At 34.0% G+C, this 20,486-nt stretch carries 18 protein-coding genes; 13 read left to right on the top strand and 5 right to left on the bottom strand.

The features are described 5' to 3' along the window. The first annotated feature begins 53 nt into the window (after positions 1-53). Both IPK88_06530 and IPK88_06535 read left to right on the top strand, forming a co-directional pair. The gene (locus IPK88_06530) at positions 54-1,658 is read left to right on the top strand and encodes a hypothetical protein (protein MBK8243060.1); all 1,605 of its coding nucleotides are present in this window, start codon (positions 54-56) and stop codon (positions 1,656-1,658) included. After that, positions 1,648-2,184, top strand: coding sequence for a hypothetical protein (locus tag IPK88_06535; GenBank protein MBK8243061.1), 537 nt, complete (start codon positions 1,648-1,650; stop codon positions 2,182-2,184). The genes IPK88_06530 and IPK88_06535 overlap by 11 nt, the downstream gene beginning before the upstream one ends. A gap of 130 nt (positions 2,185-2,314) precedes the next feature. Here IPK88_06535 and IPK88_06540 read toward each other — a convergent pair whose 3' ends face one another. After that, entirely contained in the window at positions 2,315-3,316 is a 1,002-nt protein-coding gene (locus tag IPK88_06540) for a hypothetical protein (protein MBK8243062.1), read from the bottom strand. Positions 3,317-3,686: 370 nt separating this feature from the next. Between IPK88_06540 and IPK88_06545 the strand changes: the two genes are divergently transcribed. The 4 genes from IPK88_06545 (at position 3,687) to IPK88_06560 (ending at position 9,088) form a co-directional block, all read left to right on the top strand. Continuing rightward, entirely contained in the window at positions 3,687-5,243 is a 1,557-nt protein-coding gene (locus IPK88_06545; protein ID MBK8243063.1) for a YifB family Mg chelatase-like AAA ATPase, read from the top strand. Positions 5,244-5,426: 183 nt separating this feature from the next. Further along, complete coding sequence (locus IPK88_06550; protein ID MBK8243064.1) at positions 5,427-6,293, top strand: T9SS type A sorting domain-containing protein; 867 nt, start codon at positions 5,427-5,429, stop codon at positions 6,291-6,293. Between the two features lie 75 nt (positions 6,294-6,368). Beyond that, positions 6,369-7,304, top strand: coding sequence for a T9SS type A sorting domain-containing protein (locus IPK88_06555; GenBank protein ID MBK8243065.1), 936 nt, complete (start codon positions 6,369-6,371; stop codon positions 7,302-7,304). Positions 7,305-7,456: 152 nt separating this feature from the next. Then, on the top strand, positions 7,457-9,088 hold the full coding sequence (locus IPK88_06560; GenBank protein MBK8243066.1) for a peptide MFS transporter: 1,632 nt from the start codon (positions 7,457-7,459) through the stop codon (positions 9,086-9,088). An 87-nt stretch (positions 9,089-9,175) separates the two neighbouring features. On the opposite strand, the gene IPK88_06565 is transcribed toward IPK88_06560, so the two are convergent. Further along, positions 9,176-10,057, bottom strand: coding sequence for a flavin reductase family protein (locus IPK88_06565; GenBank protein MBK8243067.1), 882 nt, complete (start codon positions 10,055-10,057; stop codon positions 9,176-9,178). A 135-nt stretch (positions 10,058-10,192) separates the two neighbouring features. Between IPK88_06565 and IPK88_06570 the strand changes: the two genes are divergently transcribed. The 4 genes from IPK88_06570 to IPK88_06585 all read left to right on the top strand — a co-directional run bounded on the left by IPK88_06570 (position 10,193) and on the right by IPK88_06585 (position 13,006). Continuing rightward, on the top strand, positions 10,193-10,714 hold the full coding sequence (locus IPK88_06570; GenBank protein MBK8243068.1) for a TlpA family protein disulfide reductase: 522 nt from the start codon (positions 10,193-10,195) through the stop codon (positions 10,712-10,714). Between the two features lie 90 nt (positions 10,715-10,804). After that, the gene (locus IPK88_06575; protein ID MBK8243069.1) at positions 10,805-11,347 is read left to right on the top strand and encodes a nucleotide exchange factor GrpE; all 543 of its coding nucleotides are present in this window, start codon (positions 10,805-10,807) and stop codon (positions 11,345-11,347) included. Between the two features lie 27 nt (positions 11,348-11,374). Then, on the top strand, positions 11,375-12,538 hold the full coding sequence (dnaJ, locus tag IPK88_06580; protein MBK8243070.1) for a molecular chaperone DnaJ: 1,164 nt from the start codon (positions 11,375-11,377) through the stop codon (positions 12,536-12,538). Between the two features lie 3 nt (positions 12,539-12,541). Continuing rightward, positions 12,542-13,006: a hypothetical protein gene (locus IPK88_06585; protein ID MBK8243071.1), complete on the top strand. Its 465-nt coding sequence runs from the start codon at positions 12,542-12,544 to the stop codon at positions 13,004-13,006. 8 nt (positions 13,007-13,014) lie between these two features. Here IPK88_06585 and IPK88_06590 read toward each other — a convergent pair whose 3' ends face one another. The 3 genes from IPK88_06590 to IPK88_06600 form a co-directional block, all read right to left on the bottom strand. Next, entirely contained in the window at positions 13,015-14,004 is a 990-nt protein-coding gene (locus tag IPK88_06590) for an alkaline phosphatase (protein ID MBK8243072.1), read from the bottom strand. A gap of 148 nt (positions 14,005-14,152) precedes the next feature. Beyond that, positions 14,153-15,262 (bottom strand): DNA-protecting protein DprA, encoded by a 1,110-nt coding sequence (gene dprA / locus IPK88_06595; GenBank protein MBK8243073.1) that lies wholly within the window; start codon positions 15,260-15,262, stop codon positions 14,153-14,155. Between the two features lie 4 nt (positions 15,263-15,266). Then, positions 15,267-17,135: a hypothetical protein gene (locus IPK88_06600; GenBank protein ID MBK8243074.1), complete on the bottom strand. Its 1,869-nt coding sequence runs from the start codon at positions 17,133-17,135 to the stop codon at positions 15,267-15,269. Between the two features lie 129 nt (positions 17,136-17,264). On the opposite strand from IPK88_06600, the gene IPK88_06605 reads away from it, so the two are divergent. The 3 genes from IPK88_06605 (at position 17,265) to IPK88_06615 (ending at position 20,478) form a co-directional block, all read left to right on the top strand. Next, positions 17,265-17,945: a hypothetical protein gene (locus tag IPK88_06605; GenBank protein ID MBK8243075.1), complete on the top strand. Its 681-nt coding sequence runs from the start codon at positions 17,265-17,267 to the stop codon at positions 17,943-17,945. A gap of 142 nt (positions 17,946-18,087) precedes the next feature. Next, entirely contained in the window at positions 18,088-18,417 is a 330-nt protein-coding gene (locus IPK88_06610) for an RNA-binding protein (protein MBK8243076.1), read from the top strand. 294 nt (positions 18,418-18,711) lie between these two features. Then, positions 18,712-20,478 (top strand): DEAD/DEAH box helicase, encoded by a 1,767-nt coding sequence (locus IPK88_06615; GenBank protein ID MBK8243077.1) that lies wholly within the window; start codon positions 18,712-18,714, stop codon positions 20,476-20,478. The last annotated feature ends 8 nt before the right edge of the window (positions 20,479-20,486 follow it).

A 20,486-nucleotide genomic window follows, 5' to 3' on the forward strand; every position in this document is an offset into this window, starting at 1 on the left:
ATAACAAACAATTATCAAAAATAACGTTAGCATAATTTTTAAAACAAATAACAATGAAAAATAAAAAAATGATTTTCTACATTGCAGCACTTATTATCAGTATTGTCGCAATACAAGCATGTAAAACATTTTATTTCCGTTCCAATTATAATGACACCAATAAACTTTTGCATGACACCAAAACTATTGTGACTAAGCCATTTTTGAAGGCGCATCTTAAAAACGGAGACGTATGTATTTTGAAAGACACATGGCAGGTTGACACCATTCAAAATGTTGTTTCTGGAGACGGAACACGATATGACTTTAACCGAAAGCAAACTATTGATGGTCTTATGTCAATACCAATTGACAGTGTGTCAATTTTTGAAACAAACAAAAAAATAAAAAATCCCGAAGCTGGAAGAATTGCTGCGTTGAGCATTTTAACAGCAATAAATGTTGTTGTAGAATGTATTTGTTTAGCAAATCCAAAGGCATGTTTTGGATCGTGTCCTACATTTTATTTGAATGAAAATGACAATTTTCATTTTGCTGACGCCGAAGGGTTTTCAAACGCAATTGCTCCTTCAATGGAATACTTTGACATTGATGCGTTAAATAACAAACCAATTTCAGATAGTGTATTTTCCATGACGATGAAAAATGAGGCATTAGAAACTCATTGCATAAATGATGTAAAACTTTTAGCTTATCCAAGAAGTATAAATGAACGGGTGTATCAATCTTCCATAAATGATTTTTATTTATGTGAAAATAATTATTCCATAATAAAAGCAAGTGGAGATGAAGGTGATATAACGGATTTACTTCAAAAGGAAGATAGACAAGAACGATTTAGTCTTGCTGATTCATATAATTTAAGCAGTAAAGAAGAAATATATTTGAACTTTGAGCATGTAAAAAATTCTGAAAATTTGGGACTTATCGTAAATTTTCGTCAAACGCTGATGACAACTTATTTTATTTACAGTGCTATGGGTTTTATGGGCGATGAAGTAGGCGACATTTTTGCAAAAATTGAAACCGAGGGTGACACAAAAGATAAACTGGAAAACGGCATTAAAAAAGAATTGGGAAATATTGATATTTATTTGTGGAATGAAAAAATAAATGATTGGGAGCTACAAAACGGATTTTATGAAACGGGACCAATTGCAATTAATAGGCAAATCCTTCCACTTACAAATGTTGTATCAAGCTCAAAAGTCAAATTAAAACTTGTAATGAATAAAGGGCTTTGGCGTATTGATTATGTAGCACTAACAAATATTAAGGAAAAAGTAAAACCAATTGAGATATCACCAAACGAAATTTTGAATAAAGGTAAAGTCGATAAAACAGCATTGACATTAATTAAAAGCCCCGAAAAATATTTGATTTCTATGCCAGGAAGTGAATATAAATTCAACTTTGTTCTCCCAAATTTACATACAGATTATGAATTATTCCTTTATTCCAAAGGATACTATTTGGAATGGATGCGTGAGCATTGGATAAAGGATAAAGATTTACTGAAACTAAGAGAGATGGTTTATTACCCAAAAAAATATTTAAAAGTAGAAGCCAATGCTTATAAGCAATATGAAACCACCATGGAACAAGAGTTTTGGAATTCAAAAATCGACACTAAAACATTTTCATACTATGCAAACTAAAATTATCTTATTGGGTTTACTTGCAGTTATCATGAGTAGTTGTGCGTATCCGCGTTACTTACCTTCTTCTGATAAAGTAGACATCAATCCAAACGGCTCTTATATTAAAATATTCAGAAAGACAAGTACAAATATTACTGGCGAGTTAATAGCCATCGATAGCACTAAACTTGTTGTATTATCTGAATCAGAAAACAAATGTTTAACAATTCCAATAGCTGGTATAAAACGATTTAAATTGCAATACGCTAGACCTAAACATTATGGCTGGACAATTCCTGGTTATACTTTTGCAACAATTGGTCACGGGTTTTTTCTAATTTTCACTGCACCTTTTAATCTCATTGTGACAGTAATTGTAACAGTAAGTGGCGAAAGTGCTTTTAAATACTGCAACAAGAACATTAGCTATGACAAGTTAAAGATGTTTGCAAGATATCCTCAAGGTATTCCGTCAGACATAGACACTGCAAGCATAAAATATGTACTACCTCAAAAAGGCAAAACATCAAAATTAGGAAATTAATGTGTAAAGTGAAGGAGTTAGTAAATTAGTTTTCATTGTAAAAGCTGATTTACATATAGTCAATCAATTTAAACCAAAATTCAAATATAATCGATTTGTGGCTGAGTATTTTTTACACTCAGCCACATTTTTAACTTATAGCAAAATTATTTTTAAACTTTTCCAATTTCTTTTCTAAGATAGAAAAGTATTTATTTCTTGATTTTTCTGATTCACCACTAATATTTTCTGATTTATTTATTAATTTTTGGATCCAATGATTTGTAAAGTCCCCGAAGCGCTCGCTTGTTGTACTAAGGAAATTGGGATTATCATGAGTAATAAATGTAATCAAACCAGTGGAGTGTTTTAAAAGTATCGTGTTATTCGTATGCGTCATTTCATTAAAATAAACTTTAAATGGAGTGTCCTTTTGAGTAATTGGGTTTGGTAATTTAATTCCATTTTTCATTATTGTTTTATTCCTTTGTATAAGGTCTTCAAGATCATTTATAATTAGATTTAATAATTCTTTATTTGTCAATTCACCACTTTCTATAAACCATTTGAGTTGATTCAAGGTGTTATCTAATATATTAATACTCCATATTTCAGTACTTGGAAAACTATTATAATAAGAAGTAATATTTTTTAGTAAGTCTTGAACTTTTTCATTTTTTACAAGCGTATTAATCTCGGTTTTTAAATCAACATTGGTAGGTATGTCCCAATTCGTTTTTGCCCAGATGAACAGTTTAAATGCAGATAAATATGGAAATTGAAAATATTGAAATAATGAAATTTCATTTGAAGTATAATAGACATAAATATCTTTAAGATTGCTGGTTTTTACAAAGTTCAAAAGAATATTTTCCAAATAGTGTACATATGAAGTTTTAGGCACCATAACTTCTGAACAGTCAAAAATAGCGGTTAAATTACTTTCATCAAGTAAAGCGTCTATTGATATTTTAAAAGTGTCTTTTATTAACAAAAGTTCATGAAGATTGAGTTGGGATTCATTCCGGATTTTTTTATAGAACGCATCCGAACTAATATTTAGAAGTTGAGCAGTTTTAGACTTCCAATTTTTTTCCCCTAAAAGTACTTCCAGTTTATTAAATAAATTTTTTGTAAATAATTCTGTGTTCATAAGGTAGTATAATTTAGTTAAATATAGTAGCTATTAAAGCCAAATATAGTTAGAATTTGAAAAGTTGGTTATTTTTTTTGTCTATTAGCACCTTACTCTAATTGCAATTTTTAAAGAGTTAGGCCTTGAATTCAAAAGTATTCATTTCGATTAAATTGAACTAAAACCGTTGTAATTATTATTTTATTAATTGTAACAGAAAAATCAAGCCCAAAATATCCTATTAAGAACTATCAGAATTTTGATTCTCCGCTCTTGAATATCTACAAGCCTAATTAATTGTGTGCTTAAATTTTAATTATTGTTAGATTAAATCAATAATTTCTTAGCTATTATTTAAGAATTATCTATTTTTATTCAAATTTTGAGAATGCTTATTAAATCCTATTCTGCTGCCGTCTACGGGGTGGATGCTAAAACAATTACCGTAGAAGTAAATGCCGGTGGCACTGTGGCTGCCGGAAAAATAAATTATTTTTTGGTCGGTCTACCAGATAATGCTGTGAAGGAAGGTTATCAAAGAATTGAGGCTGCCATTAAAAATATAGGTTATCAATTTCCGCGACTTAAACTGGTCGTTAATCTGGCACCCGCAGATCTAAGAAAGGAAGGATCTGCATATGATCTACCTATTGCTTTAGCAATTTTGGCTGCAACCAAACAAATCAATGGTGCGATATTGGATCAGTACATGATTATGGGTGAACTTTCACTTGATGGAAGCCTAAGGCCTATCAAGGGAGCTTTACCAATAGGGATTCAAGCCCGTAAGGAAAAATTCAAGGGCATCATTATTCCTTCAGTTAATGCTAAAGAAGCCGCTATAGTGAATCAAATGGATGTTATTGGAGTCGATAATTTGCAAGAAGCTGTAGAATTCATCAATGGTACCCGCCAGATTGAGCCTTTGTTTTTTGATACGCGCGAGGAATTTGCTTACCAACAAACCCTTTATGATCGAGATTTTTCAGATGTTCGAGGACAACAGAATATCAAACGCGCCCTTGAAATCGCTGCAGCAGGAGGTCATAATGTCATATTAATAGGTCCACCGGGGGCTGGAAAAACGATGTTAGCCCAAAGACTTCCTACCATACTTCCTCCTCTAACGCTTCATGAATCATTAGAAACGACTAAAATTCATTCTGTTGCTGGTATTTTGCCTGGAAATTCGGGCTTAGTGTCCATTAGACCATTCAGATCACCACATCATACGATTAGTGATGTTGCCTTAGTGGGAGGTGGTAGTAATCCGGCACCAGGAGAGATTTCTTTGGCCCATAATGGCGTATTGTTTTTGGACGAATTACCGGAATTCAAACGAACCGTTTTGGAGGTACTCAGACAACCTATGGAGGATCGAAAAGTCACGATATCCAGAGCTAAAATTTCATTGGATTATCCAGCTAATTTTATGTTGATTGCATCCATGAATCCTTGCCCATGTGGATTTTATAATCATCCAGACAAAGATTGTGTTTGTGGTCCCGGAATTGTAAAAAAATATTTAGCTAAAATCAGTGGTCCATTACTAGATCGCATCGATCTTCATGTAGAAGTGACGCCGGTATCTTCCGATGAACTTATGGAAACTAGCAAATCTTCTGAAAACTCACAACATATCAGAGAACGCGTTCAAATCGCGCGTGAACGTCAGGAAATAAGGTATAAGGATATGAAGGACGTGCATTCCAATGCTCAGATATCATCGAGTATGGTCCGGGATTTATGTTACATCAATCAAGCCGGTGCTGTTCTTTTAAAAACGGCCATGGAGCGATTACAATTATCGGCAAGAGCTTATGACCGAATCTTGAAAGTCGCCCGAACCATCGCAGATTTATCCGCTTCTGATGATATAAAAATAGAGCATTTGGCTGAAGCAATCCACTTTAGAAGTTTGGATCGTGAAGGTTGGGCTGGGTGATTTGGAGAAGTTATTTTTTATTAAATTGAACTGCATTATAGTTTAGGTGAGCATATTGCCAAATTAATGGATATCTTTATACTGACACATTGAATTTGATTACGTTACTATGAGGGAAGTTATGCTTAATTAGAGCCTCGTATCAATGAACCAATGTTTTAAATGACGTAAATTCCTTTTATTATGAAATATCTTCCCATTTTATTTTTTGCTTTAATAACAAATTATATTTATAGTCAAGAGGAGTATCCGACTATTGGAAGTGAATGGACTTTCGAGACAATTGACGCTACTATTGGGGGCGGTCATGCTTACATAAATTATTTTACTAAAAAAATATTAGATACAGTTAATACGAATGGTAAAAGGATCTATTATTGGGGATATATGGATTCTATGTATCTTGAAAATGATAAAATGTACTTTTGGGATAAAGGGTTAAAATCTTATGAAATGTATTATGACTTTAATTCCACTTCAAAATATGAAATTAAATATTGGGATGAAGCTTCAAGAAGTATTAAAATAGCCAAAATAGAAGTAGATTCTATTTACAATACGATTTTATTTTTGGATACAATTCCAACACAATTATTGAGAATTTCAAAAACGGACAATGCTACCGATGATTTCTTAATTCCAGTGTATAAAAACATTGGATCTTCGAATGAAGCAATAAAATTAGAGTTAAGTGATGTTTTGTGGGATTCCCCATATAGTGTTGATAAATTGAGATGTTTCAAATCAAATAGCATATCCTATAATTTCCAATACTATCCTTGCGATAGTATTTGGTATTCTAGAGGATCAATTAATACATTTGGAACGGAACAAAATCAAATAACTATAAATCCTAATCCTACATCAGACTTGATTCACATTAGTGGAACCGAAAAAGACTTAGCTTTTATTTTGTATGATCTTCAAGGAAAAAAAATCTCCAGTGGTATAACCATTAATCGCGAAATTAGTATACCATTCAGTGGTGTTTTTATTTTAAAAATCAAGTTAGATTATGGGTATTCAATGAATAAAGTAGTTAGGATTTAGAAAAGAAAGTATTCATTCAAAAAAATAAACCAATTCATTCCGCTTTAATTTTTTGGCATATAAAAATCTTCTATTATGAAATACCTTATACTTTTTTTATTGTTCATTTTTTCAAGTGATATATATGGCCAATTGGAATTTGCTCCAATTGGTGCTCAATGGACTTATGAAACTATTTCTTATTCATTTACTGGAGAAAAATCAAATTCGATTACTATTTTTGAAAGTCTACAAGACACTGTAGTAAATCAAAAAAAATGTCGATTGTTGAAACGATATGAAATTGTGAAAGGTAAAGTTGGCAACCCGAATATGACTTATTTTTATAAACCAGCAATAATTCTTCAAGATAAATATAAAATATTTCATTTAATTCAAGATAGCTTCTATCTGCTATATGATTGGAGTATGAAATCTGGAGATTCAATAGAATTACAAGGCGAAAGGTTCCCCACCGAAGGTTTAGTTCCAGGTTATTCTACTAAAATTAAGAGCAATATAATTGATACACGTTTTGGGTTTTCAGTTCGAAAAATAGAGCAAGACATGTTTTGTGGTGGCAGATTAGGAAGTTGGGTTAATATAATACAGTTTGAAAAATTTGGTATGATAGAGAATTGCTTATTTTATATGGGTGAATTTTGTGGAATTGATTATAACATAACTTATCACTTGCGATGTTATCAAGATGATCAAGTTGGTCTAATAAAATTTGATTCCATTCCTTGTGATTCCATAAGAACAGAAGTCCATGAGATAGCAGAAGAACCCAAGCTGATTATTTATCCAACGATTGTTAGTAATCAATTAAATTTATTCATTGATGAGAATTACATTAATTATTCTCAGATTTTTTCCATGAATGGTACTCTAATGTTGAATCCTATAAATAGTATTTATAATGATAAAAGTGCTATTGATGTGAGTTATCTTATACCAGGAATTTATATTCTAAAAACTACTTTAAAGCATGGAAATATTCTAGTTAACAAATTCATTAAAATGGAATAATTTATAACATTCTTTAGTGAAAATCAGTATCTATTTAAATTTATTATGAACATTATTATTCATTATCTTTTAAATGATATATGCATTTACATTCATTAAATTTTAAAAGATTTATTGCGCATAATTCAATATCTTGTCCAAATTTTTAATTTATGTGGAAGACTCATCCTCGTGCCTTGCCTTATTTATTCTTTTCAGAAATGTGGGAACGTTTTGGCTATTACCTGATGATAGGAATATTTACCCTGTATCTCAAAGATGTAGAAACAGGATATGGCATGACTGAAGCAGAATCAGCAGATCTGTATGGGACATTTATTGCTTTGGTATTTTTATTACCTTTTGTAGGTGGGTTAATAGCTGATCGATATTGGGCTTACAGGAAAACAATCATCATTGGAGGGATATTGATGGGACTAGGTTATTGTTTGATGATGGTCCATGATCTGAAAGTATTATATGTGGCCATGACATTGGTGATTTTCGGAAATGGTCTTTTCAAACCTAATATATCCACATTGTTGGGTAATGTCTATTCTACTCCACAACACAATGCTCAAAAAGATGAAGGTTATAATATTTTCTATATGGGGATAAACATTGGAGCGTTTATTTGTAATTTTTTTGGGGCAGCATTACAGATTATGTTAGGATGGGGCTATGCATTTCTGGCAGCTGGAATTGGAATGTTTATAGGAGTTGCTGTCTTTATAATTGGTACTAAACATTACATCGAATTTGATATTAAGAAAGGTGTTCAAGAAGGCGATATGTCTTTTATGAAAATTTGTATGCTGATCTTATTTCCTTCTGTTATTTTTGGAATTATTGGATGGATGATTCCGGGATCTTTGGTGGGATCGGATAGTACTGATGCCTTTATTTTTGCTTGTATCCCGGTACTTTATTTTTATGCTTCACTTTACTTTGGAGCAGCAGTTGATGAAAAACGTCCGATATTAGCATTATTAGCCATTTTTGTTGTAGTCATTTTATTTTGGGCAGTGTTTAAGCAGAATGGTTCTGCATTGAATACCTGGGCAGACCGATATACGCAACGAGAGATAACAGGAGGTACTAAAGAGGTATTCGAAACATTCAAATTATCTAAATCTATAACTTATGTAAAAGATTCCGTGCCGGTCTACGATCAACAATTTCGATTGCAAAAAGAAAATGGAAAAGTCATGAAAGAATTTGCCTATCCCATTTATTTTAGAAATGTTACAGAAGAAAAAAAGCCAGCAGAAGGCGCTACAATTGCTGTATGGAGTACCAACCTTAGTCAATCCATCAATCCGGCATGGGTTATCATCTTGACACCATTAGTCGTTGCACTTTTTACCAGATTAAGACGTCGGGGAAAAGAACCTAGCACCCCAACAAAAATTGCCATGGGTTTATTCATTTCTGCAATATCAGTATTATTTATGGTGGCGGCTGTTGCGATGACCAATAATGGAATGAATAAAGCAAGTGTAATGTGGTTAATTATGGGATATGGAGTAATTACTATTGGCGAATTATTCTTAAGTCCAATGGGTTTATCTTTAGTGTCTAAATTGAGCCCTACCCGAATCACTTCGTTAATGATGGGAGGATGGTTTGTATCTACAAGTATTGGAAATAAACTATCAGGAGTACTTGCTACGCTTTGGGATACTTATGAAGACAAAACCAATTATTTTTGGTTGAATTTTGTGTTGCTGATATTTGCAAGTGTCTTGATGCTATCTATGTTACGATGGTTGAATGGAGTTATGAAGGAAAAGGGAATTAATTGATTGGAATAAGGTGATTGAAATGCGTATCAACCTATTTTAATTGGTTTTTTAAAGCGTTTTATAAGAGTCCATTTTCAGAAATACTTTTTATAAAGCACATAATAAGTTCACAGCTAAGTCCATGTTACCTTCTTCAAATAATTTGACAGCTAAATGATGACCTGAATTTATTTTGTCTATGGACTTAATTATATTTTGGCAATCAGGAAAATCTTTTAAAACTTCAAGTGCAGTGAGTTGATTGGGCAATGCTTTCAATCCACTCATATAGGCAATATGATTTGCTGATAGAATATTACTCATTCTAATATGTTCCGGAAGATTTGGATACCCAACAATTGGTAAATGTTGGGATTGTGGCATTGCTAAAACTGATTTGCCACTCGCCCTTACATAAAAAGCACGACCCATTCTACCCATTAAATCTATTTTTTGTGGATCAATCCGACTATTTTCATCTAATATAGATTCACTCACATGCATACACACCACTTTACAGATAATTAAATGTCCCGCTCCACCTTGGTCACCTAGTGGAATGATCTCCTGAACGACACATTCCATATTAACCGGGGATTCTTTGACTAAAGGACACTTTACAAGTTCTGCAGGGACAGGAGTTAATCCCGACTGTTCGAATTCACTGATTTCTGTTGGAAAATCCACACTGCAGATCATCATCTGTCTGACGATTTCATAATTGACCACATTAACTACACATTCTTTAGACTCCATAATATTGTGCAGGGTATCCTTAGTGGTATTGCCTTCTACGCGACGATTTGATGAAAAGACCAAGATGGGTGGATTACTGCTAAAAGCATTAAAGAAGCTGTAGGGAGCTAGATTTGTACGACCCTGAGCATCCATAGTACTCACAAAAGCAATAGGCCTGGGAGCCACTGAGCCAAGCAGATATTGATGCAGATCTGCTGTTGGTATTGTACCTGGAATTATTTTACGTTTCATATTCTTTTCAATTAACTTTCGAACAAAAGTAAATCATTCTCCCCGCCTTATAAAATGAATATCTTCAGGGTTCATTAGAACCTAATGGCTTTTTTTTTATTATTCTACCAATCAAATCATCTAAATCCAGTGTCTATGAAGTCAGTTTTACTCATTGGTGGACTTATATTACTTGCCATTTTAGTGAAATATTTTTATTTTAAACCCATGTTGGTCTACGGACAGGATGCTCCTCGTTTTGAGGTCATTGATCTCGCAGGACAACCGATAAAATTAGAGGATTTTAAAGATCACTATTTGTTGATTGATTTTTGGGGAAGTTGGTGTGGACCTTGTAGAGCCGAGAATCCAATACTTGCTATGATGTATGCTAAATATAAAGACAAAGCATTTAAACAAGCTACAGGCATTAAGTTTATGAGTGTTGCCTTTGAACAAGACTCATTGCGGGCTATCAAAGCGATTAAGGAAGATGGTCTTGCCTGGCCCTATCATGTTATTCAGACTGACATGCTAAAAAGCCCAATGGCAATCCTTTTTGATATCAAAAGAATACCAACAAAATTTCTAATTAGTCCGCAAGGTAAAATATTACTTTCAGATCCAGATATCAAGGAGTTGGATGATTATTTGGCAAAAGACACCCAAAAAAACTGACAAATTGGCTACAATTATAGGAATGGCAAGTATATTGAGATGAAAAATTATCTAAACAAATGGTGGACTATGTTAACAGATGAAAATATAATGAAAACTGAACCTGTAAATCCTGAAAATGATGCGATGGATCTTCAGTTAGATGAGAATGAATCTTTGCAAGGTGCAGATGGTTCCTCAAAATTGTCGGAAACCGAAGCACTTAAGGAAGCATTGAATGAGCAAAAAGACAAATATCTACGACTGTTCGCTGAGTTTGACAATTATAAAAAGCGGACTTTTAAAGAAAAAATGGATACCATCCGAAACGCATCTCAGGAATTAATCCAGGAAATATTACCCGTTTTAGATGATTTCGAAAGAGCTCAGAAATGGGCAGAACAACAGAAAGATGAAAGTTTGTTTCCGGAAGGAATGCGATTATTACAGCATAAATTACAGACCATTCTTAAATCTAAAGGCTTGGAACCCATTGAATCCATTGGACAAACCTTTGACCCCAATTATCATGAAGCCATTACAGAGATAGCGGCTGGTGATGATATGAAAGGAAAAGTTGTTGATTCCATAGAACGGGCGTACACCTTGAATGACAAGATCATTCGTTTCGCAAAAGTTGTGGTAGGTAAATAAATTATTTAGCCTTTAGAAGAAGATAATATGGCAAAGAAAGATTTTTATGATGTTTTAGGTGTTCCTAAAGGTGCCGACAATGACGTCATAAAAAAGGCTTATCGGAAGATAGCAATGGATACACATCCCGATCGTAATCCGGGAGACAAGAAGGCGGAAGAACGTTTTAAGGAGGCAGCAGAAGCCTATGAGATATTGAGCAATCCGGACAAAAAAGCCAGATATGATCGTTATGGTCATGCTGGAGTTGATCCTCAGGCTGGTTACAGTGGCAGAAGTGGTGGAATGACCATGGATGATATTTTCGAAAATTTCGGAGACATTTTTGGAGATAGTGGCAGTCCCTTTGAATCATTTTTTGGAGGAAGAAGTAGTGGAGGCGGAAGATCTACCGGTCAAAAAGGTTCTAATCTAAGGATCAAAGTAAGTTTGACTTTAGAAGAAATAGCAACAGGGATTAGCAAAAAAATTAAAGTTAAAAAGCAAGTAACTTGTAAAACCTGCCACGGAAGTGGTGCCAAGGATGCTAAGTCCGTCAAAACATGCGGTACTTGTAATGGTTCAGGATATGTCCGCCAGATAAAAAACACTTTTTTAGGTCAAATGCAGACTACTACTGCTTGTCCGACTTGTAACGGTACGGGCCAACAAATTTCTGCCAATTGCGGAAATTGTAGAGGAAGTGGTTCAGAAATGGGTGAAGAAACCATAGAGATCCAAATTCCGGCAGGCATAGAAGATAATATGCAACTTTCAATGCGTGGGAAAGGTAACGCGGGATCCAATGGGGGCCCAAATGGTGATTTGTTGATCAGCATTGAACAAAAGGAACATGAATCGTTCTCCAGAGACGGTATGAACATCCATTATGATTTGTATATCAATTTTGCAGATGCAGCTTTAGGGCATCAGATAGAAGTTCCAACCCTTAATTCAGCCGTCAAAATAAAAATACCACCAGGCACTCAAAGTGGAAAAATTTTTAGACTCAAAGGGATTGGATTGCCGGCAGTTCAAAGTTATGAGAAAGGTGATCAATTGGTCCACATCAATATTTGGACACCAAAAACTTTAACTAATGAAGAAAAAGCCATCATGGAAAAAATGAAAACCATGACTAATTTTCAACCGCATCCTTCGTCAGAAGAAAAGGGATTTTTTGACCGGATGAAGGAGTTTTTTCATAATTAATCCATGAATAAGATCATTGCGTTTGTTTTATTTCTAAACTTGTTTCTATTTAGTTGTCGGGACAATTTAGTACAATCCAGTAAACATGTCGTTGATCGAGGATTATGGTATATTAACCAACCGGCGATTTTTGATTGGAGGGTAGAAGATACCTTGGCTAGTTATAATATGGTATTACAATTTAGTCATGATGTAGATTTGCCTTTTGAAAATATCTATGTAAAATGCATCACACAGTATCCCGATAGTTCATTAAAAGAACAAGTAGTTTCATTTGATTTATTAGATCATTACGGTAAACCAAATGGTGAAATTTCAGGAAATACTTGTCTCGCAGAAATTCCTTTAATTATGAATTTTAAATATCCACAAATGGGTTCCTATCAGATTCAAATCATTCCTTATTCAAGAATCAATCCTATTTCTGGAATTCATTCATTAGAGTTAGTCATTAATAAAACGAAATAAGGTTTTGTCTAGTTTGGATTAAACAACAAGGCATTCATTTTTGAATATATTTCTGTATTCTCATAGATTCCATTAAACAGTTGAGCCCCCGGACCAAAAGCAAATACAGGAATCATTGCAGCAGTATGTTTTTTAGTTGTAAATGCTGTTTTTAATTGACCCATTATCGATCCCGGATTTATCGCAAATCCTCCTGTCTCATGATCTGCAGTAATAATCACTAAAGTGTTTTTGTCTTGTCTAGCGAAATCTAAAACGTCTCCAATGGTTTGATTGAAATCCAACATTTCAGTAATGATGTAATCAGCTTCATTGGCATGTCCACCCCAATCGATTTGAGATCCTTCGATCATTAGAAAAAATCCTTTCTTGCGTTTATTTTTTAGAAATTGGATCGCTTTTTTGGTTGCAAGGGGTAAATAAGTTCTTCCTTTCGATACAGGCAGTGGATCACCATCAGCAGTGAAATAACATAATTTGTCTACTTCAGGAAATGTAAATTGTTCTAAATCATTTTGAAAATAATCAGTAACCGTATAACCACTATCAATCATCGTTTGTATCAAATCAATAGAATCTGTTTTACGTCTTGTAAAATATTTTTGACCACCACCAATTAATAAATTACTATTCGATTTCAACATGTCTTTAGCGATATCTTCATAATTATCCCGATCCTTTTGATGTGCATAAAATGCTGCCGGTGTAGCATGAACTATCGTGGAGGTTACTACCAGTCCAGTTGCCATATCTTTGGAGGTAGCTTTATCCATAATGGTCCCTACATATCTTCCAAAAGTATCCAGACCTAGATACCCATTTTTTGTTTTGATACCTGATGCAAAAGCGGTGGCTCCTGCTGCTGAATCAGTAATTAAATCATCTGCTGAATAGGATTTATGAATCCCAATATTGGTGCATCGTTCCAATTCTAAACAATTATTATTCATATACATTCCCGCAGTGATTTGGCCCAATCCCATACCATCACCTATCATTAGGATGATATTTTTTGGTCTATCAATTTTTAAATTGGCATATTCACTTTTTGGTATTACCTGATTCGCATTGATCTGTTTTTTAGGAGCAGCGCAACTCATCAAAAAACAAATGATGATGAAGAGATTTATTTTTTTCATGAGATGATTAAATAGTTAAAGTATATTTTTTTCCGGGTAAACTTCTGATAGCATTTTTGAATTCTAAATTTAAAAGATGCGATGCCAATTCACCGGGTGTAAAATTTAAATGCTGATGAAATTGATCTATGTGTGGTTCAGAATATTGTTTGATTAAATTGATGATGATTTCTTCATCTTCTGTAAAATCAATAAATAATTCTTTTTGCATTTTTCGAGTTGCATTTTGCAAATCTTGATCCCAACGCAATAGTTGGATTAGGTCTTCACCGGTTTCGATTAAACTCGCTTTATTATTTTTTAACAAATGTAAACATCCACTTGAATACGTATCACCCACTCTGCCTGGATAAGCAAATACATCTTTATTGTATTCATTCGCATACTCAGCAGTTATCATACTACCGCCATCTCGCTTCGTTTCTACGATTACAACAGCATCTGCCATACCAGCAACGATTCTGTTTCGCATAGGAAAATTCTCACGATCAGGATTTGTATTACTTGGAAATTCTGTAAGTAAGCCTCCTGATAAAGTCATTTTTTCTGCCAAATGATAGTTCTCTTGTGGATATATTCTATCGAGACCATGCGCTAAAACACCTACAGTATTCATGTGCTCTTGCAGAGAGTTTTTGTGAGCAGTAGTATCTACTCCATGTGCCAAACCACTTACAATGAGTACACCATAGGGTTGTAGTGATTTAATTAATTGTTGGGTTAATTGTTTCCCATATTCCGTAATGCGTCTGGTTCCAACTATAGATACGACCCGTTCAGCATTAAGATTGATATTTCCTCTGAAATAAAGAAGTATTGGAGCATCCGGATAGTGTTTCAATCTGGATGGATATTTTTCATTTAAAAAAAACAAAACTTCGATTCGCTGTGCATCTATAAATTTCATTTCTTCTTCAGCTTTTACAAGAGCATCAGATTTGATAATTTGATTTGCGACATGTTCTCCAACACCAGGAATTTTCATTAATCGATGTTTTTTTTCTAGAAAAACAGCTTCGGAGCTACCGCAATAACTAATAAGAGATTTACCTAGGATTGGGCCTACGGAATCAATTTTAGTGATAGCAATATTGTAAAGGAGTTCAGAGGGTTTCATTGTGTTATTTAGGGATCAGGTTTATTTGGTTTAATAGATTTTGTGCCATAGTTCTGTAATCTGATGCATCTTTAGCAGAAACACCGGCACTTCCTGCATAGGTCGTATATATTTCTGAAAGTTGTTTTAATATTTCGGGATTGTTTGGGTTCAGTTCTTTTGCAGACGTTAAATATTGGATTGCAAAATCATATCTCCTCTTTTTCTTATACAAAACATCATAACCTATTTGTCTGTAGAAAGGTAATAAGACAGATGCATTGGATGGATTTTTATTTAAATATGCGAGATAATCATTTACAAATGTTAAATCGGGTCTTCGTTCTACGACCGGTATGATGCCTTTTAAAAATGCTGCAGTATTATTATCTTTTTTATGCCATTCAGCGAGAATACCTGCTTTCATATTTAGGCCCTGACCATAATCAGGAAATATTTTAAGCGACTTATCCATGTATTGATCTGCTATGGTAAGATATTCATACTTTTTAGTTTGATCTTTTTCGTTTTGATATAATTGAAAATAAGATACCCCGGCGAACATATTAATACGGGCACTGTTTTGAGAAATATTTGCACCGGAAATATTTAAGCTAAATCCATCCTTCCAATCAGGCACTCGAGTAACCGTCTTGAAAGTATACCCGATAAAAAGTAAACTAAATAAAAGAATGCTGGAATATTGATACAATCGATTTTGATTCATTATCGATTGGTAACCATAATGAGAAATTAATAAAATAAAACCTATAGAAGGCATAAATAAAAAGCGCTCATTCATGAATGTTCCTACTGGAAAAATAAAATTGGAAACAATCGAAATGGTAATAATAAAATAACTGACACAATAGAAAAAGATGGGTTGTGATTTTCTTTTTTTGAAAGCTAAAAAGAGAATGGTCAAAATCAGGATTATGGATATTATAAAAGGGATACTCGTAAGTCCCATTTTTTGAACATGGTAGGGATAATAATCATGAGTCAGAGGATGTGGAAAAATCAGTAATTTAATATACCAACCTATGGTAAAAATAATTGTAGCAAATTTTTCACTGGACTTCATTCCAATAAAAGGATCATTCATTAAGTCAGTAATTTTTACACCACTGTTAAAAAAATATCCAATGACTTCTGTTCGGATGATCAAAAAAATTAGGGCAACAACTAGGAGTGGCCATGTTTTTCGAATGGCGGAGAATAATGTAACATTTCTAAAAACTACTAGCGTCAAGGGCACTATAGCCAAATAAGTAATGGCATTTTCTTTTGATAATAAGGCAAAGAAAAAAGAAATACTAGCTTTCCAAATGTTCGATAATTGTTTTGAGTCGTAGTATTGAATAAATTGAAAGAGCGCAATGAGTGAAAACAAAAGACACATGATTTCATCTCTACCCTTAATATTGGCGACAGCTTCTGAATGAATGGGATGGGCAATAAATAATAGACTGGCTATTAATGCCAGATATATACCCGCATCCTTATTGGCTATGATTTTTAGATTTATAATGAGTCGATAAAAAAACCATCCGCACAAAGCATATAATAGAATATTAATAAAATGACTGATTCCTGGTTTTTTACCAAATATGGAATGTTCAATGGCGAAACTGACTAAAGAAAGTGGTCTATATCTGGCACCGGCAACTAAATTCTTCTGTTCTCCGAAATAACCCGTAAATGTTTCTTTTGATAATATGTCCCAAATGCCATTTACTCCCTTGGCTACAAATTTATTTTCATCGACTACAATGGTATCATCTAGAACATATCCATAATGAAGGGATTGGCCATAAATCAAAAAGCTTAACAGCAAAATCAACAAGCCATGAACCCAACTTAATTTTAAAATTCCTTGAATAGACCAAGCCATAAATCATTTTTCACCAGCAAATTTAGACTAGATTCCTTTAACTCACATATTATGAAAGAATTAATATTAAAAATAAAAATATATTATTCATGGTTTCAATACATTTGTTGTTGAAATTTTTATCACACCATGTCCAATAGAAATTACTCTAGTCTTATAGCATTCTTGTGTATGATTGTGAACTTTGAGCTATTTGGGCAATTTAATTTTCAAGTAGGGTATGATTTGGCGGGCATCCAATGTGCTCATTTAAACAATGTTTTGCAGCAATATCAAGACCAGAAAACATGGATGACTGACCCAATTGGGAGGGCCAAAGTGTTGAATGGAATTCAAGCCGGAATACGTTATCAGAAAGGGGATTTAGCTGTTTTAGGAACTTGGCGGAATAAATTAGCTAGAATAAAAGGTGAAGGAATAGATCCTATTTCAAATACATCGACCAGTAAAGAACTCTTTTATAAGCTCCAAAGCTTCATGTTCGGAATAGAGACTCGAAATTATTGGCTAGGTGTTGGAGCAAGTATTGATTATACCTTGTTGGGTATGAAAGATAGGACATCCGGGGATAATTCTAAGATTAGGGTGTTAAATGATCATTCCTTGGGGAGTCATTTTATGCTTAATTTTAACATGCCTACCAATGGTAATCTAGGAATCTGCTTTCAACTATATTATGCAACTCAATGGCGGTTTTTTGATATAAAACCTTTGGCAGATCATTTGAATATTGCTATACTGCCTTCAAATACCCAAGAAAAAATAGACCAATTTGGTGTTTCGATTATATTCAACAATGGTCCCCAATAAAAAAAATAGTTGAATATTTAAAACAATTCTTATCTTTGAGGAACTAAAGCAAAGTTTGATAAGTTCTATCTGAAATGTACAGCCTAAATTAAACAGTTTATCTCACCAACGAAATTTTTTTTTATCTCTAATATTTTTTATAATGAATCTTTATGTAGGAAACCTTGACTATACAGTTAAGGAGCAGCAGCTTACTGCTATGTTTACAGAATTCGGAGAAGTTACCTCTGTTAAAATCATCACTGACAAAATGACAGGCCGTTCTAAAGGATTTGCCTTTGTTGAAATGGCAAATGATGATGAAGCAAGAGAGGCTATCCGTAACCTAGACCAAAAATCAGTTAAAGAGCGTAACATCTCTGTATCTGAAGCTAGACCTCCTGAGCAAAGGGAGCGTAAACCATTTAATCCAAACAATCGCGGAGGCGGTGGTGGAAATGGTGGAGGCAACAACCGCTTTAGAAGTTTCTAAAGATCGGATTCAATAAGTCTTTTATCCTTAAGATTAGAATTTTAATTGGATCCAGAGGTTTACCCTGACTCACACAAAAATCTCGAAATTATTTAAAAAGATTTATTTATAGTACCTACTATCCGTGGATGGTAGGTACTTTTTCACAAAACTCAATATTTACCTGTTATTTGTTTTAATTAACTAATGCGCTAATTGCCGGGATTCTAGGTGTCTAATGCCATGTTTGGCTGATATTGAATTTCTGCTATCGCATGTTGCGGGAATTCTTTTATTAACAAACAATCAAATTAAATGAAACCATTTGAATCATTAGGTTTAAACCTATCACTATGTAGCGCTCTAGAAGAAATGGGTTTTGAACAACCCACCGACATTCAAGAAAAAGCTATTCCTTTCTTTCTTGGTCAAACCGGAGACCTTATTGCCTTAGCTCAGACCGGTACCGGTAAAACGGCAGCATTCGGGCTTCCCATATTACAAAATATTAATGTAGATGATCATTTCACTCAGGCATTGATCATTTCTCCTACCAGAGAGCTTTGCCTACAGATAGCAAATGACCTCAAGAAATTTTCAAAAAATTTGCGAAATGTAAGTGTAGTAGCCGTATACGGTGGTAGCAGCATTACCATGCAAATTAAAGATATCAAACGTTCCGCTCAAATTATTGTAGCAACACCAGGTCGTCTTATTGATCTCATGGATCGTAAAGTCATCAAACTTCAGAATGTTAGAACGGTTGTTCTTGATGAGGCTGATGAAATGTTGAATATGGGATTCCGTGAAGACATGGAGACCATACTTGCAGATACGCCAAAAGAAAAGATAACCGGATTATTTTCAGCGACCATGTCTGGAGATATTCGAAAGATAGCAAGCACATATCTAAACAACCCTACTGAAATTACGGTAGGTCGTAAGAATGCCGCTCAATCAAATATCAGTCACCAATATTCAGTAGTACAGGCAAGAGATAAATACACCGCATTAAAAAGAATCATGGATTTTCATGATGACTTTTATGGTATCATCTTTTGTACTACGAAAATTGAAACGCAGGAGCTTAGCGATCACTTAGTTCGTGATGGTTATTCTGCTGATTGTTTGCATGGAGATTTGGCCCAAGCCCAACGCGATAAAGTAATGCACCGATTCCGTCACAAGAACATTAAAGCACTTTTAGCTACAGATGTTGCAGCAAGAGGAATTGACGTTAAAAATATTACCCACATTATACATTACCACTTACCGGACGATATCGAAAATTATACACACCGAAGTGGTCGTACTGCACGAGCAGGACAAAAGGGAATTTCAATTGCACTGTTACATATACGTGAAGCTTATAAACTTCATCAAATTGAAAAGCTGGCAGGACTTAAGTTTGAAAAATATCTAATTCCTAAAGGTGAAGATGTTATCAAAGCCAGGATTCAAAATTTTGTTGCAGAATTCCTAGTAGAACAAGAATCTTCTTTTGACAAAACCAAGATTCAAAATGAATGGATTCAGCCATTGATGAATCTTGAAAAAGAAGACCTCATTCAGCGAATATTAGCCACAGAATTAAAACGTTTCGGTTCCCAATATACCCAGTCACCAGACATTAATATAGAAGAACGACCTACTCGTGATTCGAATTCAAGAGATTCTTCCAGAGATTCTTCAAGAAGTTTCTCAGGCAGAAGAGATGACAGGAACGAAAGATCCGGAGGTGGTGATCGTAGAAGGACTTCTTCATTTTCGAATCGAGATAGTAATTCATCAGGAACAGATGTAAGATTGTTTATTAACGTAGGTAAGAAAGACAATCTCAAGTACGATCAAATCCGCGAGCTCATATTTAAGAATACCAAAATCAGTGGACGAGCAGTTAAGGACATCGATATGAAGGGCGTGTATTCCTTCTTTATGACAGATGCATCTAGTGCAGATGCCATGGTTAATATGAAGAATGTAAGCTACAACAGCAGACCATTGCGAATACAACTTGCATCAGAATATGAAGAAAGTAAAACATCTCCAGTTCAAAGAAGTAAGTTTAAAGGAAGGGGATAATTTAATTT

This window comes from Candidatus Defluviibacterium haderslevense, from assembly GCA_016712225.1.
In the GTDB taxonomy this organism is placed as follows: domain Bacteria; phylum Bacteroidota; class Bacteroidia; order Chitinophagales; family Saprospiraceae; genus Vicinibacter; species Vicinibacter haderslevensis.

Bases quoted from the DNA above. Each gene is read 5' to 3' on its own strand.
- IPK88_06590 (MBK8243072.1), bottom strand. From the start codon at position 14,004: ATGATAGGTGATGGTATGGGATTGGGCCAAATCACTGCGGGAATGTAT.
- IPK88_06570 (MBK8243068.1), top strand. From the start codon at position 10,193: ATGAAGTCAGTTTTACTCATTGGTGGACTTATATTACTTGCCATTTTA.
- IPK88_06560 (MBK8243066.1), top strand. From the start codon at position 7,457: ATGTGGAAGACTCATCCTCGTGCCTTGCCTTATTTATTCTTTTCAGAA.
- IPK88_06535 (MBK8243061.1), top strand. From the start codon at position 1,648: ATGCAAACTAAAATTATCTTATTGGGTTTACTTGCAGTTATCATGAGT.
- IPK88_06575 (MBK8243069.1), top strand. From the start codon at position 10,805: ATGAAAACTGAACCTGTAAATCCTGAAAATGATGCGATGGATCTTCAG.
- IPK88_06540 (MBK8243062.1), bottom strand. From the start codon at position 3,316: ATGAACACAGAATTATTTACAAAAAATTTATTTAATAAACTGGAAGTA.
- IPK88_06615 (MBK8243077.1), top strand. From the start codon at position 18,712: ATGAAACCATTTGAATCATTAGGTTTAAACCTATCACTATGTAGCGCT.
- IPK88_06610 (MBK8243076.1), top strand. From the start codon at position 18,088: ATGAATCTTTATGTAGGAAACCTTGACTATACAGTTAAGGAGCAGCAG.
- IPK88_06565 (MBK8243067.1), bottom strand. From the start codon at position 10,057: ATGAAACGTAAAATAATTCCAGGTACAATACCAACAGCAGATCTGCAT.
- dnaJ (MBK8243070.1), top strand. From the start codon at position 11,375: ATGGCAAAGAAAGATTTTTATGATGTTTTAGGTGTTCCTAAAGGTGCC.
- IPK88_06545 (MBK8243063.1), top strand. From the start codon at position 3,687: ATGCTTATTAAATCCTATTCTGCTGCCGTCTACGGGGTGGATGCTAAA.
- dprA (MBK8243073.1), bottom strand. From the start codon at position 15,262: ATGAAACCCTCTGAACTCCTTTACAATATTGCTATCACTAAAATTGAT.
- IPK88_06550 (MBK8243064.1), top strand. From the start codon at position 5,427: ATGAAATATCTTCCCATTTTATTTTTTGCTTTAATAACAAATTATATT.
- IPK88_06600 (MBK8243074.1), bottom strand. From the start codon at position 17,135: ATGGCTTGGTCTATTCAAGGAATTTTAAAATTAAGTTGGGTTCATGGC.
- IPK88_06585 (MBK8243071.1), top strand. From the start codon at position 12,542: ATGAATAAGATCATTGCGTTTGTTTTATTTCTAAACTTGTTTCTATTT.
- IPK88_06530 (MBK8243060.1), top strand. From the start codon at position 54: ATGAAAAATAAAAAAATGATTTTCTACATTGCAGCACTTATTATCAGT.
- IPK88_06555 (MBK8243065.1), top strand. From the start codon at position 6,369: ATGAAATACCTTATACTTTTTTTATTGTTCATTTTTTCAAGTGATATA.
- IPK88_06605 (MBK8243075.1), top strand. From the start codon at position 17,265: ATGTCCAATAGAAATTACTCTAGTCTTATAGCATTCTTGTGTATGATT.